General features: G+C 66.8%; 14 protein-coding genes. 4 read left to right on the top strand and 10 right to left on the bottom strand.

From position 1 onward, the window contains the following. Positions 1–67: 67 nt before the first annotated feature. Positions 68–493, bottom strand: coding sequence for a nucleoside-diphosphate kinase (gene ndk / locus AC3ANK_RS07970; RefSeq protein WP_115840500.1), 426 nt, complete (start codon positions 491–493; stop codon positions 68–70). 255 nt (positions 494–748) lie between these two features. On the opposite strand from ndk, the gene AC3ANK_RS07965 reads away from it, so the two are divergent. The 4 genes from AC3ANK_RS07965 to AC3ANK_RS07950 all read left to right on the top strand — a co-directional run bounded on the left by AC3ANK_RS07965 (position 749) and on the right by AC3ANK_RS07950 (position 5,790). Beyond that, complete coding sequence (locus tag AC3ANK_RS07965) at positions 749–1,369, top strand: TetR/AcrR family transcriptional regulator (RefSeq protein WP_115840501.1); 621 nt, start codon at positions 749–751, stop codon at positions 1,367–1,369. 51 nt (positions 1,370–1,420) lie between these two features. Further along, the gene (locus AC3ANK_RS07960; protein WP_484172655.1) at positions 1,421–3,796 is read left to right on the top strand and encodes a 3-hydroxyacyl-CoA dehydrogenase/enoyl-CoA hydratase family protein; all 2,376 of its coding nucleotides are present in this window, start codon (positions 1,421–1,423) and stop codon (positions 3,794–3,796) included. Positions 3,797–3,913: 117 nt separating this feature from the next. Then, positions 3,914–5,122: an acetyl-CoA C-acyltransferase gene (locus tag AC3ANK_RS07955; RefSeq protein WP_157029989.1), complete on the top strand. Its 1,209-nt coding sequence runs from the start codon at positions 3,914–3,916 to the stop codon at positions 5,120–5,122. Between the two features lie 215 nt (positions 5,123–5,337). Further along, on the top strand, positions 5,338–5,790 hold the full coding sequence (locus AC3ANK_RS07950; protein ID WP_484172654.1) for an outer membrane lipoprotein: 453 nt from the start codon (positions 5,338–5,340) through the stop codon (positions 5,788–5,790). A 58-nt stretch (positions 5,791–5,848) separates the two neighbouring features. On the opposite strand, the gene AC3ANK_RS07945 is transcribed toward AC3ANK_RS07950, so the two are convergent. The 9 genes from AC3ANK_RS07945 to rpsA all read right to left on the bottom strand — a co-directional run bounded on the left by AC3ANK_RS07945 (position 5,849) and on the right by rpsA (position 15,066). After that, on the bottom strand, positions 5,849–6,184 hold the full coding sequence (locus AC3ANK_RS07945; protein WP_206858842.1) for a tRNA-binding protein: 336 nt from the start codon (positions 6,182–6,184) through the stop codon (positions 5,849–5,851). Next, positions 6,181–7,482 (bottom strand): NAD(P)/FAD-dependent oxidoreductase, encoded by a 1,302-nt coding sequence (locus AC3ANK_RS07940; RefSeq protein ID WP_484172653.1) that lies wholly within the window; start codon positions 7,480–7,482, stop codon positions 6,181–6,183. Before AC3ANK_RS07940 ends, AC3ANK_RS07945 begins: the two co-directional genes overlap by 4 nt. 97 nt (positions 7,483–7,579) lie before the next feature. Next, on the bottom strand, positions 7,580–8,479 hold the full coding sequence (galU, locus tag AC3ANK_RS07935; protein WP_206858845.1) for a UTP--glucose-1-phosphate uridylyltransferase GalU: 900 nt from the start codon (positions 8,477–8,479) through the stop codon (positions 7,580–7,582). After that, positions 8,479–10,389 (bottom strand): polysaccharide biosynthesis protein, encoded by a 1,911-nt coding sequence (locus tag AC3ANK_RS07930; RefSeq protein WP_206858846.1) that lies wholly within the window; start codon positions 10,387–10,389, stop codon positions 8,479–8,481. The genes galU and AC3ANK_RS07930 overlap by 1 nt, the downstream gene beginning before the upstream one ends. Positions 10,390–10,430: 41 nt before the next feature. Next, the gene (locus AC3ANK_RS07925) at positions 10,431–11,399 is read right to left on the bottom strand and encodes an MraY family glycosyltransferase (RefSeq protein WP_206858847.1); all 969 of its coding nucleotides are present in this window, start codon (positions 11,397–11,399) and stop codon (positions 10,431–10,433) included. 4 nt (positions 11,400–11,403) lie between these two features. Further along, positions 11,404–12,582 (bottom strand): lipopolysaccharide assembly protein LapB, encoded by a 1,179-nt coding sequence (lapB, locus tag AC3ANK_RS07920; RefSeq protein ID WP_484172652.1) that lies wholly within the window; start codon positions 12,580–12,582, stop codon positions 11,404–11,406. 3 nt (positions 12,583–12,585) lie between these two features. Beyond that, positions 12,586–12,849 (bottom strand): lipopolysaccharide assembly protein LapA domain-containing protein, encoded by a 264-nt coding sequence (locus tag AC3ANK_RS07915; RefSeq protein ID WP_206858849.1) that lies wholly within the window; start codon positions 12,847–12,849, stop codon positions 12,586–12,588. A gap of 114 nt (positions 12,850–12,963) precedes the next feature. Beyond that, positions 12,964–13,266 carry an integration host factor subunit beta gene (locus AC3ANK_RS07910; RefSeq protein ID WP_206858850.1) on the bottom strand — a complete coding sequence of 101 codons (303 nt, stop codon included), beginning with the start codon at positions 13,264–13,266 and terminating at the stop codon, positions 12,964–12,966. 111 nt (positions 13,267–13,377) lie between these two features. Continuing rightward, complete coding sequence (rpsA, locus tag AC3ANK_RS07905) at positions 13,378–15,066, bottom strand: 30S ribosomal protein S1 (protein ID WP_206858851.1); 1,689 nt, start codon at positions 15,064–15,066, stop codon at positions 13,378–13,380. Positions 15,067–15,193: the final 127 nt, after the last annotated feature.

Here is a 15,193-nt window from a genome sequence, read left to right as displayed (position 1 = left end):
GCGTGTCGCCAGCGAGCTGGATGTCGATGCGTTCGCGTTGCGTGGTCATGGCCGGATCTTCAGTCGCTTAGCGGGCGTACACGTCGGTCGCCGGGAAGAAGTACGCGACTTCGATCGCGGCGTTCTCCAGGCTGTCCGAACCGTGCACGGCGTTGGCATCGATGCTGTCGGCGAAGTCGGCGCGGATCGTGCCCGGCGCGGCGTCCTTCGGGTTGGTGGCACCCATCAGGTCGCGGTTCTTCAGCACGGCGCCTTCGCCTTCCAGCACCTGGATCATCACCGGGCCGGAGATCATGAACTCGACCAGCGCGTTGAAGAACGGACGCTCGCGGTGCACGGCGTAGAAACCTTCGGCTTCCTGCTTCGACAGCTGCTTCATCTTCGAGGCGACGACCTTCAGGCCGGCCTTCTCGAAGCGGGTGTAGATCTCACCGATGACGTTCTTGGCGACGGCGTCGGGCTTGATGATCGAAAGGGTGCGCTCCAGCGCCATGGAATCTCTCCGGGTAGGCGGGCCGCCGAACGTGGTGACTTGACCAGGGTTCGCGCCCGAGGATAACAGAAAAACCCGCGTACGGACGCGGGTTTAGCCCACAAGGCTCCGGTAATTCTAGCGGATCGTTGGGCATTTTTGCAGGGTCTGGCGGCGGGTTTTGCGCGATGTCCGTTGACGGTTCAGGCCGCGTCGGACTAGCATCAAACAAGCGTTTGATTCAGCCACCGCAGCCGCAGGACCCACGCAGTACCCATGGCCACCACTGCCCACTTCTCCACCAAGGACCGGATCCTTGGCGCCGCCGAGGAACTGTTCGCGCAGTTCGGCTTCACCGGCACCTCCCTTCGCCAGGTCACCAGCCGCGCCGACGTCAACATCGCGGCGGTGAACTACCACTTCGGCAGCAAGGAAAACCTCGTCAACGAGGTCTTCCGCCGCCGCATGGACGACATGAGCGCCCAGCGCCTCGGCGCGCTGAAAACCGCGCTGGAAACGCATCCGGGCGAGCTCGAGCCGATCCTGGCCGCGTTTGTCCAGCCCGCGCTGGCGATGGCGCAGGACCGCCACGGCGGCGGCGCCTTCGTGCGCGTGGTCGCCCGTGCCTACGCCGAAAAGAACGACCGCTTGCGCAAGTTCCTGTCAGACCACTACGGCCACGTGCTGCGCGAGTTCGCCAAGGCGATCGCCGGCTGCGTGCCGGGGCTGAGCAAGGAAGAGCTGTACTGGCGGCTCGACTTCCTGGCCGGCTCGCTGACCTACGCGATGGCCGACTTCGGCCTGATCAAGCGACCCGCCGGTGTCACCGAGGCGGCCCATCGCGAGCGCGCGGCCCGCGAGCTGATCCGCTTCGCCGCCGCCGGCTTCAAGTCCTGATTCGTTAAACCCCACGCTTCAAATTACTTGCCAGACAAGGATTTGCATAACATGCCTAAGAAACTGCTTGCACGCCGAGTGGCCGTGCTGGGCGCCGGCGTCATGGGTGCGCAGATTGCCGCCCACCTGACCAATGCGGGCGTCGACACCGTCCTGTTCGACCTTCCGGCCAAGGAAGGCGACCCCAACGGCGTCGTCGGCAAGGCCATCGCCAACCTGGCCAAGCTCAGCCCCGCCCCGCTCGCCAGCAAGTCGCTCGCCGAGCGCATCACGCCTGCGAATTACGAAACCGGCCTGGAGCAGTTGCGCGACTGCGACCTGATCATCGAGGCCATCGCCGAACGGATGGACTGGAAGCAGGATCTCTGCAAGAAGATCGCTCCGTTCGTGTCCGAGCACGCGATCCTCGCCAGCAACACCTCGGGCCTGGGCATCAACAAGCTGGCCGAAGTGCTGCCCGAGCAGCTGCGCCATCGTTTCTGCGGCGTGCACTTCTTCAACCCGCCGCGTTACATGCACCTGGCCGAGCTGATCCCGGCAAAGACCACCGACGCCGACGTGCTGACGGCGCTGGAAACCTTCCTGACCACCGCGCTCGGCAAGGGCGTGGTGATCGCCAAGGACACCCCGAACTTCATCGGCAACCGCATCGGCGTGTTCTCGATGCTGGCCGCAATGCACCACACCGAGCAGTTCGACCTCGGCTTCGACACCGTCGATGCGCTGACCGGCCCGTCGATCGGGCGTCCGAAGTCGGCGACGTACCGCACGGCGGACGTCGTCGGCCTGGACACCATGGCGCACGTCATCAAGACGATGGCCGACACGGTGCCGGACGACCCGTGGCACCAGTACTTCAAGGCGCCCAAGTGGCTGACCGCGCTGATCGAGAAGGGCGCGCTCGGCCAGAAGACCGGCGCGGGCGTGTACACCAAGCGCGGCAAGGACATCCTCGTGCTCGACCTGAAGGCGCAGGACTACCGCGTCTCGGCCGGCGAACTGGACGCCGAGGTCGCCGCGCTGCTGAAGGAACGCGACCCGGCGAAGAAGTTCGCTGCACTGCGCGCCAGCCAGCATCCGCAGGCGCAGTTCCTGTGGGCAATCTTCCGGGATTCGTTCCACTACAGCGCGTATCATCTTGAATCCATTGCCGAAACCGCACGCGACATCGACTTCGCGATGCGTTGGGGCTACGGCTGGTCGCTCGGTCCGTTCGAAACCTGGCAGTCGGCCGGCTGGAAGCAGGTCGCCGACTGGATCGCCGAGGACATCGTCGGCGGCAAGGCGATGAGCAGCGCGCCGCTGCCGGACTGGGTGTTCGACGGTCGCGATGGCGTGCACGACAAGGACGGCAGCTTCAGCCCCTCGCGCAAGGCGCAGGTGCCCCGCTCGTCCAACCCGGTCTACGCGCGACAGCGCTTCCCCGACCCGCTGCTGGGCGAGAAGTTCTCGCAGGGCCGCACGGTGTTCGAGAACGACGGCATCCGCATGTGGGCCGACGAAGGCGACGACATCGGCGTGGTCTCGTTCAAGACCAAGATGCACACGGTCAACGACCATGTGCTCAACGGCCTGCAGGAAGCCATCACCATTGCCGAGCGCGACTTCGCCGGCCTGGTGATCTGGCAGCCGAAGGAGCCGTTCTCCGCCGGCGCCGATCTGGCCGGCGCGCTGGGCCTGCTGCAAGCCGGCGACGTGAAGGGCTTCGAGGCGATGGTCGCCAACTTCCAGGCCACCAGCCAGCGCATCAAGTACGCGCTGGTGCCGGTCGTCGCGGCCGTGCGCGGCCTGGCGCTGGGCGGCGGCTGCGAGTTCCAGATGCACTCAGCCAAGGCCGTGTTCGCACTGGAAAGCTACATCGGCCTGGTCGAAGCGGGCGTCGGCCTGCTGCCGGCCGGCGGCGGCCTGAAGGAATTCGCGGTGCGCGCATCCGAAGCCGCTGGCCCGGGCGGCGACGTGTTCGCGCAGCTCAAGACGGCGTTCGAAAGCGTCGCCATGGGCAAGGTGTCGGCCTCGGCGTTCGAGGCGAAGGAACTCAAGCTCGCGCGTGAGAACGATGCCGTCGTCTTCAACGCGTTCGAACTGCTGCACGTCGCCAAGGCGCAGGCCCGCGCGCTGGCCGAATCCGGCTACCGCCCGCCCCTGCCCGCGCGCCGCATCCAGGTCGCCGGCGACGTCGGCATCGCGACCTTCAAGATGATGCTGGTCAACATGCTGGAGGGCCGCTTCATCTCGCCGCACGACTACGAGATCGCCACCCGCATCGCCACGGTGATGTGCGGCGGTGAAGTCGACCGCGGCGCGATCGTCGACGAGGAATGGCTGCTGAGGCTCGAACGCGAACACTTCGTCGCGCTCGCACAGATGCCCAAGACGCAGGAACGCATCGCGCACATGCTCAAGACCGGCAAGCCGCTGCGTAACTGAAGCGGCCGTGATTCGTGATTCGGGATTCGTGATTGGGCAAAGCAACATCGGCCGTCACGAAGTCCGTTTCCCACGAATCACGAATCACCAATCACGAATCACGCTTTGGAAAGAACCATGACCAAGCAAGTTCAAGACGCCTACATCGTCGCCGCCACCCGCACCCCGGTCGGCAAGGCGCCGCGCGGCGTGTTCCGCAACACCCGTCCCGACGAGATGCTCGCCCACGTGCTCAAGTCCGTGGTCGCGCAGGCGCCCGGTATCGACCTGGGCCGCATCGACGACGCGATCATCGGCTGCGCCATGCCCGAGGGCGAGCAAGGCATGAACGTGGCGCGCATCGGCGCGCTGCTCGCCGGCCTGCCGAACACCATCGCCGCGCAGACGATCAACCGTTTCTGCTCGTCGGGCCTGCAGGCCGTGGCGATGGCGGCCGACCAGATCCGCCTGGGCAACGCCGACCTGATGCTCGCCGGCGGCACCGAATCGATGTCGATGGTGCCGATGATGGGCAACAAGGTGGCGCTGAGCCCGCAGGTGTTCGCGAAGGACGAGAACGTCGCCATCGCCTACGGCATGGGCATCACCGCCGAGAAGGTCGCCGAGGAGTGGAAGGTCTCGCGCGAGGAGCAGGACGCCTTCGCGCTGGCCTCGCACCAGAAGGCCATCGCGGCGATCCAGGCCGGCGAGTTCAAGTCGGAGATCACGCCGTATGAAGTGATCTCGCGCATCCCGGACCTCGCCGGCAACGCGGTACGCGTGAAGAAGTCGATCGTCGAGATCGACGAGGGCCCGCGCCCGGATTCGTCCATCGAAGGCCTCGCCAAGCTCAAGCCGGTGTTCCGCAACGGCCAGTTCGGCGGCAGCGTCACCGCGGGCAACAGCTCGCAGATGAGCGACGGCGCGGCCGGCGTACTGCTGGCGTCCGAGCAGGCGATCAAGGACTACGGCCTGACGCCGCTGGCGCGCTTCGTGAGCTTCTCGGTCGCCGGCGTGCGCCCGGAAGTGATGGGCATCGGCCCGATCGCGGCGATCCCGAAGGCGCTGAAGCAGGCGGGCCTGACGAAGGACCAGCTGGACTGGATCGAGCTCAACGAAGCCTTCGCCGCGCAGGCGCTGGCGGTCATCCGCGACAGCGGGCTGGACCCGTCGAAGGTCAACCCGCTCGGCGGCGCGATCGCGCTGGGCCATCCGCTCGGTGCGACCGGTGCGATCCGCACCGCGACCATCGTGCACGGCCTGCGTCGCCGCCAGCAGAAGTACGGCATGGTGACGATGTGCATCGGCACCGGCATGGGCGCGGCCGGCATTTTCGAAGCCCTCTGACTCACCCTGCGGACAGCAAAAAAGGGCAGCCTCCGGGCTGCCCTTTTTCGTTCGCGGGTCAGGCCGCCTTCTCGCGATTTTCACGTCCCTGTCGCGCAGCTGAGCCCAGCATCGCAGCGCGTCGCCGAGTTCGCGGCGTCGGCGCGGCGTCGGCACGTCCACTGGAAACGGCGCCCTTGTTCGTTCCGTTCGTCATTTCGACAAGGAGAACGCTCATGTCCCTGCGCAATCTCGCCGGCCTCACGCTGGCCCTGCTGTTTTCGCTGTCGATCGCCGCCTGCCGGACGACGACGCCCGGTTCGATGCAAGGCGCCGTGGAGGTGCGCTCGGGCGTGATCGAACAGATCACCGACGTGCAGATTTCCAACACCAAGACGCGAGGTCTCGGTGCGGTGGTCGGCGGCGCGCTCGGCCTGGGCGTGGGCAGCCTGATCGGCGGCGGCACCGGACGCGACGTGGCCATGGTCCTCGGCACCATCGGCGGCGCCGTCACCGGCAACACGGTGCAGCGGCGCAATCAGGCACCCGTCCCGGGGCAGGACATCATCGTGCGGCTCACCAATGGCGTGCTCGTGTCGGTCACGCAGGAGCCGACCAACCTGCGCGTCGGGCAGAAGGTCTTCATCCAGGGAAGCGGCGAAGAAGCCCGCGTGACGCCTGCGAAATAACGCGCATCCGCATGACGAAAGGGGCGGCCGGGTGGCCGCCTCCTTCACGACGCCGCGCTCAGGCCAGGCGCGTTCCGTTCGGTACCGGTCGTTCGATCGTGGTGATGACCACGCCCTCCTCCGTCGGAAAGCCCGTCAGCAGGAATTCCGAAATGAAGGGGCCCACCTGCTTGGGCGGGAAGTTGATCACGCCCACGATCTGCCGGCCGACCAGGTCGTCCGCCGAATACAGGTGCTTCACCTGTGCACTCGTCTTGCGCACGCCGTGCGGGCCGAAATCGACCCAGAGCTTCCACGCCGGCTTGCGCGCCTCGGGGAACTCCTCCACCCGCTGCACCGTGCCGGCGCAGAGCATCACCTTCTCGAAATCCGCCCAGCTGATCGTTCCGCTCATCCTGCCCTCGCCCGTTCCGCCCTGTCCTTCCACTCGTCCTTGAACTCGGCCCACCAGTAACTCAACTGCGCGCCGACGAAGCCGACCGGCTTGATCGCCGACACCAGCCCGTAGTCGCTGAGTTCGCGCCAGCGCGGATCGCCGTTCGCGATCGCACTGGCCAGAAGCTCGCCCGCGAACGTCGTCGGCGCCACGCCGTGGCCACCGAACGCCTGCGCCAGCCACAGCCCGTCGTCGATCGCGCCGATCTGCGGCATCTGGTGGCGCGCGTAGCTCATCAGGCCCGACCACGCATGATCGATGCGTACGCCGTCCAGCTGCGGGAAGACCTTGAGCATGTCGCGGTACAACACCGCTTCGACCTCCGCCGGCGAGCGGTCCAGCACCGAGATGCGACCGCCCCACAGCAGGCGCGTGTCTGGCAGCGGGCGATAGTAGTCGAAGGCGAAGCGCGTGTCGTACACGGCCGCCCGCGTGGTCATGACGTCGTCGAGGCGCGCGCCGAGCGGCTGCGTCACCATCACGTAGGTGGCGATCGGCAATACGCCGGCATCCACCTCCGCGCGCAATCCGGCGAGGTAGCCGCCGCACGCGAGCACGACCAGGTCGGCTTCCACCACGCCTTCCGGCGTGCGCACGCGCCAGCCGGGGCCGGCACGCTCCAGCGCGACGGCCGGTGTCTGTTCGTGGATCGCGACGCCCTGCGCCATCGCGGCGCGTGCGATGCCGCGCGCGTATTTCAGCGGATGGAAGTGGAACGCCCGGGGTTCGAACAGGCCGTCGTGATAGCGCTGCGTGTGCACGAGCGAACGCAGGCGCTCGCGTGGCATCCATTCCCACTGGACGCCGAATTGCTGTTCCAGCAGGTGCTGGCGCTCGCGCAGCACCTGCGGGTCGCGGAACCAGTTCGCCCAGAGCACGCCCGCATCGACGCGATCGCAGTCGATGGCGTAGCGATCGGTACGCGCGCGGATGAGCTCGACCGCGTCGGTCGTTCCCGAATACAGCAGGCGCGCGCGTTCGGGGCCAAGGTCCTGCAGCAGGCTGTCCTCGCCGCGCGAGAAACCGCCGAACACGAAACCGCCGTTGCGCCCGGACGCACCGAACCCGACGCGTTCCGATTCGAGAAGCACCACGTCGCGCACGCCGCGCTCGGCCAGTCCCAGCGCGGTGTTCAGGCCGGCGAAACCGCCGCCGACGACGCACACGCTGGCGGCGACCGGCCCACGCAACGGTCCGAACCCGAGTTCGCGCTCGGGAACGGTCGCCAGGTAATAACTGGTATCCGGGCCGCTCATGCCATCGAACCTTGGCGGCGATCGGGACGACGCCGCTTGCTTCCCCAAAGTCTAGCGGCGAAGGCGCCGAGTGGCGGCGCCCGGGGTCGCGCGTCGCTCAGTTGAGCTCTTCGACGCCGAGTTCGGACAGCGCGTTCGCCATCAGCTGGCGTGCCGAGTCGCTGAGCTTCTCGTGGTCCAGCGCGTAGCGGATCGTCGCCTCCACCAGGCCGATGTGCGTGCCGCAATCGAAACGCGTGCCCTGGAAACGGTAGGCATTGACCGCCTCTTCCTCCAGCAGCGCGGCGATGGCGTCGGTCAGCTGGATCTCGCCGCCGGCGCCCGGCGTGGTCGATTCCAGCAACGAGAAGATGCGCGGATTCAGCACGTAGCGACCGACCACGGCGAGATTGCTCGGCGCGACTTCGGGCTTGGGCTTCTCGACGATGGCGCGGATCCGGCCCTGGCGCTTCTCGAAATTCTCGGTGGCGACGATGCCGTAGCTGGCGGTCTGCTCGCGCGGCACGTCCTGCACGGCGATCATGCTCGCACCCGAGGCTTCGGCTGCGTCGGCCATCTGCTTGAGCGCGCCGGGGCCACGATTCCAGATGAGGTCGTCGGGCAGCAGCACGGCGAACGGTTCGTCGCCGATCACCGACTTGGCGCACAGCACCGCATGCCCAAGGCCCAGCGCCTCGGCCTGCGTGACGAACACGGCACGCACGCCTTCGGGCAGCACGTTGCGCACCAGTTCCAGCTGTTCGGTCTTGCCGCTGCGCTCGAGCTTCTGTTCCAGCTCGTAGGCCTTGTCGAAGTAGTCGGCGACGGCGTGCTTGTAACGGTTGGTCACGAACACCAGCGTGTCGCAACCGGCCTCGATGGCTTCATCGACCGCGTACTGGATCAGCGGCCGGTCGATGATCGGCAGCATCTCCTTGGGAACGGTCTTGGTGGCGGGAAGAAAGCGGGTGCCGAGGCCGGCGACCGGGAAAACAGCCTTGCGAATACGTGCGGACATCAAACCTTCCTGGCGTTGCGGGCGGGAAAGGCCACCACTGTGGCCGATTCCTGGTAATCCGGATGTGTACCGACCGGCTGGAATTCAGGGACGGCCATCCGCAGGAGGTGGTTGAGCTGGTCCAGGTCGTACCGGGCGCTGGCTTCGCGCAGCTGCCCCAGGGCGTTGTCCAGGTGCGTCGCCGAGACGTCGCGCGGCTCGGCCTGGAGGATTTTCGGGTGCGCGGTCTGACGGTACCGCTCGTCCGCGTGGAAGAGCGTTTCGTGCAGCTTTTCGCCGGGGCGCAGGCCGGTGTAGACGATGGCGATGTCGCGGCCCGGCAGCTTGCCGGCGAGGCGGATCATCTGTTCGGCGAGCAGCCTGATCGGCACCGGCTCGCCCATGTCGAGCGTGTAGATGGCTTCGTGCGTGCCCAGCGCGGAGGCCTGCAGAATCAGCTGGCAGGCTTCCGGAATGGTCATGAAGAAGCGGGTCACTTCCGGATCGGTCACGGTGACCGGACCGCCGGCGCGGATCTGCTCGCGGAACAGAGGCACCACGCTGCCGGCCGAGTCCAGCACGTTGCCGAAGCGCACGGTGACGAACCGCGTCGCGTGCTGCCCGGCCAGCGCCTGGCAGGCCATCTCGGCCAGGCGCTTGGTCGCACCGAGCACGTTGACCGGATCGACCGCCTTGTCGGTGGAGATCAGCACGAAGGTGCCGACGTCGGCCTGGCAACAGGCGCGCGCGACGGTTTCCGTCGCCAGCGAGTTGTTACGCACGGCCTCGCGCAATTGCAGTTCTAGCAGCGGCACCTGCTTGTAGGCGGCGGCATGGAAGACGGCATCGGGTTCGGCACGTGCGAGCGCGTGGGCGATCACCGCCGGGTCGCCACAGTCGCCCAGGATGGCGATGTATTCCACGTCGGGGAAATCGCGCTTCAACGCGGCTTCGGTGGTGGTGAGCGCGAGCTCGTCTACTTCGATCAGCGCGATGCGGCGCGCACCGTGGCGCGCGCACTGGCGGCACAGTTCCGAACCGATCGAACCGCCGGCGCCGGTGACCAGCACCGAACGAGCACCAAGCCAGCCGCGGATCGCCTTCCAGTCCGGCAGCACCGGCTTGCGACCGAGCAGGTCCTCGATCGCCACTTCCTTCAGTTCGCCGGGCAGCGAACGGCCTTCGAGCACGTCCTGCAGCTTCGGCACCATGCGGAACGGAAGACCGGTGCGCTCGCACGAGACGACCACGCGTTGCAGCGCGTTGGCATCGGCCGAGGGCATGGCGATCACCAGCAGCTTCGCCGCGGTTTCGCGCGCGATCTCGGCGACGTCCTGCACGCGCCCGAGCACCGGCACGCCCTGCACCTTGCTGCCGCGCAGGCGCACGGCATCGTCGAGGAAGCCGACCGGCTGGTAGGTACCCGAACGACGCAGGTCGCGCACGAGCGCTTCGCCCGCGTGACCGGCACCGAGGATCAGGATGCGCACCGACGACTTGGAAGCCGATTCGACGCGGCTGTCCTTCCACGCACGGTACAGCAGGCGCGGCGCGCCCAGCATGCCCATGAGGACCAGCGGATACAGCACGAGGACCGTGCGCGGCACGGTGCCGAGGCGGTTGTAGAGGAACAGGCCGAGGACGATCGCAAACAGCCCGAGCACCGAGGCCTTGAGGATGTTCCACAGATCCGGCACGCCGGCGAAGCGCCACAGTCCGCGATACAGGCCGACCTGCCAGAAGACCAGCCCCTGCGCGGCGAGCACCAGCACGATTTCCGCCGACCACAACGGAATGGCGGGCGCATTGGTTTCGATACCCCAACGCAGGCGATGCAGCGCCTGCCAGACGACCCACACCATGGCGAGATCGTGCACGACCACCGCGAGGCGCGGCAGGCCGCTCTTCCACCGATCACGCCATGAGCTCATCCTTCGCCCCTTTTGTTTGTTTCAGACTGCCAGTTATTCAATCAGGAAGCTGCGCCCGGAAACTTCTTCTGCAGGACCAGCCAAAAAAAAGCGCAGCACATATACCACGCGATCGTGGTACCGGCGATGAAGAACGCATCACGCGGTACACCCCCCCAGCTTGCGATTATGACCAGTAGCGAAACGGCCGCATAGCATGCGGTGACCCGGGCGTGACCGGCCGCACGGGACCACCCCTGGTAGGCATGCTGGGTATGCGGCGTCCACCAGCGTTCGCCCCGCAGGAGACGGCGCAGCAAGGTCAGGCTGGCATCGACGAGAAACACGGAAACCGGCAGCAGGACAAGCGCGAATTTCTCACCCAGCCGGGCGCCGGCCACGACGCACAGCGCGCCCAGCGCGAACCCGATCGCACCGCTGCCGACGTCGCCCATGAAGATGCGGGCGCGCGGAAAATTGAACGGCAGGAACCCCGCGCAGGCCGCCGCCAGCGCCAACGCGAGCAGGCCCCATGCGCCGCCGGCCAGCCACGCCAGCCCCACGGCGGCGATCAGCGCCTGGCTCGCGGCCAGGCCGTTGATTCCGTCCATGAAGTTCCAGACGTTGGTCAGCACCAGCGTGGCGACGAAGGCCGCAAGCGCAAGCCACACCGAGTCGTACAGGTCGCCGACGACCAGCGCGAACAGCCCCGACGCGACCACGTGCACGCCGAGGCGGAGCCACGGCGAGAGCGGCCGATGGTCGTCCACCCAGCCGATGCCCGCGACCATCAGCAGGCCCACGCCGAAGGCCAGCATCAGCGGCGCCTGCGCCGGCTGTCGCAGGCCGAGCGCGACCGCCGCGACCAGCAAGGCAATGACGATCGCGATGCCACCGCCGCGCGGCGTCGCCACGCTGTGGCTGCGCCGTTCGCCCGGCTGGTCGATCAACGATTGCCTGAGGGCATAACGGCGTGCGAGCCACGTGCCCGCGACGCCGATGCAGAAGTGCACCGCCAGCCATTCGAGCATGCGATCAGACCACTGCGTAATTGAGCAGCGGCTTGATCGTGCCCCACTCCTTGCAGCTCGGGCACTGCCAGTGATGGCTGCGCGCGCCGAAGCCGCAACGGTTGCAGCGGTAGCTCGGGTTGCGCACCAGCAACTGGTCGGTGATGTGTTTGAGGTCGTGCAGCGTCGCGGCCGGATCGGCGCCCTCGGCCAGGGTCAGGTCGATCAGCGCCGCTTCGCCACGCACGGAGGGGCGATCCTTCAGCTGGCGCGCAAGATACGCACGCGCCGCCGGAACGCCCTCCTCGCCTTCGACCATGCGCGTGAGCGCGAGCACCGGCGCGATGCCGCGATAGTGTTCGGTCATCTCGGCGAGGAACGCACGCGCACCGGTCGCGTCGCCGACGCGCGCGTAGCAGTCCAGCAGAGCCGGCAGGATTTCCGGCAGGTAGTCGGGGTCGACGCGCGCCACGCGTTCGAAGGCGCGGATCGCGCCGGCGTCGTTGCCGGCATCCACTTCCAGGCGGCCTTCGATCATGCCCGCGCGCACGGAGTTCGCGTCGGCCTCGTACGCGCGCTTGACCGCTTCGCGCGCGGCATCGGTTTCGCCGGAGGCACGGTGGCGGTCGGCGAGCTCGCATTCGAACTGCGCGATGAGCTTGCCCATCGGCTCGCCGGTGGCTTCCTCGTAGCGACGCGCGTTCTCGATGGCCTTGTCCCAGTCGCGTTCGGACTGGTAGATGCCGATGAGATGGCGCAGCGCGAGCGGCGCGCGCATGTCGAGTGCGACCAGATCTGAAAACACGGTTTCGGCGCGATCGAGCAGGCCCGAGCGCATGTAGTCCTCGCCCAGCGCGAGCAGCGCCTGCACCCGCTGCTGGTCGCTCAGGCCGGGACGCTGCACGAGCGCCTGGTGCAGGCGGATCGCGCGATCCACTTCGCCACGACGGCGGAACAGATGGCCGAGCGCGACCTGCGTCTCGAAGGTGTCCTTGTCGAGTTCGGCGATGTGCAGGAACAGCTCGATCGCCTTGTCGGGCTGTTCGTTGAGCAGGTAATTCAGGCCACGGAAGTAGGTCGTCGACAACCGGCTGACCTGCGTGTCGCTGTGTCGCTCGCCGCCACGACGGCCGATGATCCAGCCGCTGACGGCCGCGATGGGCAGCAGGAGGAAGAACCAGAACCACTCACTGATGAAAGCCATGCATCAACTTCCGGAAGGGGGCGCGATCGTCGCACCCTGGCGTTGCGCGCGCGCCAGCCGACGGCGCATGGGAAGGACCACGCTGGCGCTGATCGCAAGGCCGCCAATCAGCACGCCCAGCAGCAGCGCGACGAGCAGCGACACGCCGAGGTTGGTCGGCAGCCGCGAGAATCCAAGATCGACCACGACCGGTGCGCGATTCAACGCGCCGACGATGGCGCCTGCCGCCAGGCACGCGATCGCGATCAGGAAACGGAGCAGGCGCATGACGGCCTCCATCGGACCGCTGTGGTCTGCTTTAGCTTAACGGACCTCGTTCGCAGGTCCAGAGGTTCAAAGAAGGGACGATGCGGTCGCACGAATCGCGCGTGCCGCGGGCCGTCAATCGGCCTCGTCCATGGGCACCACGCCGCTCACGCGCTCGCGCAGCTCCTTGCCGGGCTTGAAGTGCGGAACGTGCTTGCCGGGCAGCGCGACGGACTCGCCGGTCTTGGGATTGCGACCCAGGCGCGGCGGACGGTAGTGCAGCGAAAAACTGCCGAAGCCGCGGATCTCGATCCGCTCCCCGGTGGCGAGCGAGCCGCCCATCATTTCCAGGAGCGCCTTCACCGCCAGATCCACGTCCTCGCCCTTCAGGTGGGCCTGACGCTGGGAGAGGATCTCGATAAGTTCGGACTTGGTCATGCACGCTCGGGAGTGAAACGCCGCACGGATGCGGACAGTTGCGAGGCTCTCGCATATCGAAGGCGGTCCGGACGAACCGGACCGCCTTCGGGTACAACGCTACAGCGGTTGTTACTCGGACTTGTTGCCCAGCTGCTCGCGCAGCAGCGCGCCCAGCTTGGTGGTGCCGCTGGAGGCTTCGGCCGAAGCACGGTTGTAATCGGCCAGCGCTTCCTGCTGCTCCGCCTCGTCCTTGGCCTTGATCGACAGCTGCATCGAACGGCCCTTGCGGTCCGTGCCGATGATCTTGGCTTCGATTTCCTGGCCGACCTTCAGGTACTGCGAAGCGTCCTCGACGCGCTCCTTGGCGATGTCGCGGGCGGCGATGTAGCCCTCCACGCCATTGTCCAGTTCGACGGTCGCGCCCTTGGCGTCGACTTCCTTCACCTTGCCGCGGACGATCGAGCCCTTGGCGTTGGACGCCACGTACTGGCCCATCGGGTCCTGCTCAAGCTGCTTGACGCCCAGGCTGATGCGCTCGCGTTCCGGGTCCACGGCCAGGACGACGGCTTCCAGCGTGTCGCCCTTCTTGAAGTTGCGGACCACGTCTTCGCCGGTGGTGTTCCAGCTGAGGTCGGACAGGTGCACCAGGCCGTCGATACCGCCGTCCAGGCCGATGAAGATGCCGAAGTCGGTGATCGACTTGATCTGGCCCGACACCTTGTCGCCCTTCTTGTGGATGGCGGCGAAGGTTTCCCACGGATTGCTGGTGACCTGCTTCATGCCCAGCGAGATGCGGCGACGCTCCTCGTCGACGTCCAGGACCATGACCTGAACCTCGTCGCCGACCTGCACGATCTTCGACGGGTTGACGTTCTTGTTGGTCCAGTCCATCTCGGACACGTGCACCAGGCCTTCCACGCCCGGCTCGATCTCGACGAACGCGCCGTAATCGGTGACGTTGGAGACCTTGCCGAACACGCGGGTGTTGGCCGGGTAGCGACGGGCGATGTTGTCCCACGGATCCTCGCCCAGCTGCTTCAGGCCGAGGCTGACGCGGTTGCGCTCGCGGTCGTACTTGAGCACGCGGACGTCCAGCTCCTGGCCGACTTCCACGACTTCGGACGGGTGACGCACGCGCTTCCACGCCATGTCGGTGATGTGCAGCAGGCCATCGATGCCGCCGAGGTCGACGAACGCACCGTAATCGGTGAGGTTCTTGACGACGCCCTTGAGGATCGCGCCTTCCTGCAGCTTCTCGAGCAGCTGCTCGCGCTCGACGCTGTACTCGCTCTCGACCACCGCACGGCGGGAGACGACGATGTTGTTGCGCTTGCGATCGAGCTTGATCAGCTTGAACTCAAGCTCCTTGCCTTCCAGGTAGGCCGAGTCGCGCACCGGGCGCACATCGACCAGCGAACCCGGCAGGAAGCCGCGGACATCCTTGATGTCGACGGTGAAGCCGCCCTTGACCTTGCCGCTGATGCGGCCGGTGATGGTCTCGTTCTTCTCGAGCGCCTGCTCGAGTTCGTCCCACACCATGGCGCGCTTGGCCTTCTCGCGCGACAGGACGGTCTCGCCGAAGCCGTTCTCGATCGAGTCGAGCGCGACCTTGACTTCGTCGCCCACGCCCACGTCGATTTCACCGGCGTCGTTCCGGAACTGTTCGATCGGCACGATGCCTTCGGACTTCAGGCCGGCGTTGATCACCACCACGTCGCCGCGGACTTCCACGACGACGCCGGTGACGATGGCGCCCGGCTTCAGCTTGGCCAGGTTGGTCTGGCTCTGTTCAAACAGTTCGGCAAATGATTCGGTCATTGGAAAAAATACTCGGTTGAACACACGGGCCGCACCGGCTGTCAGGGCCTAACTGAGTTAGAAGGCATCAAGCAGCGCGTGGTCGACCCACCCGTTGTGTGGCGCGATGCAACTGCGCCATGTGTTG

Source organism: Lysobacter sp. SCRH-1R (genome assembly GCF_057747855.1).
Note: the sequence above shows the minus strand (reverse complement) of the source record. Positions and strands in the feature narration are given on the sequence as shown.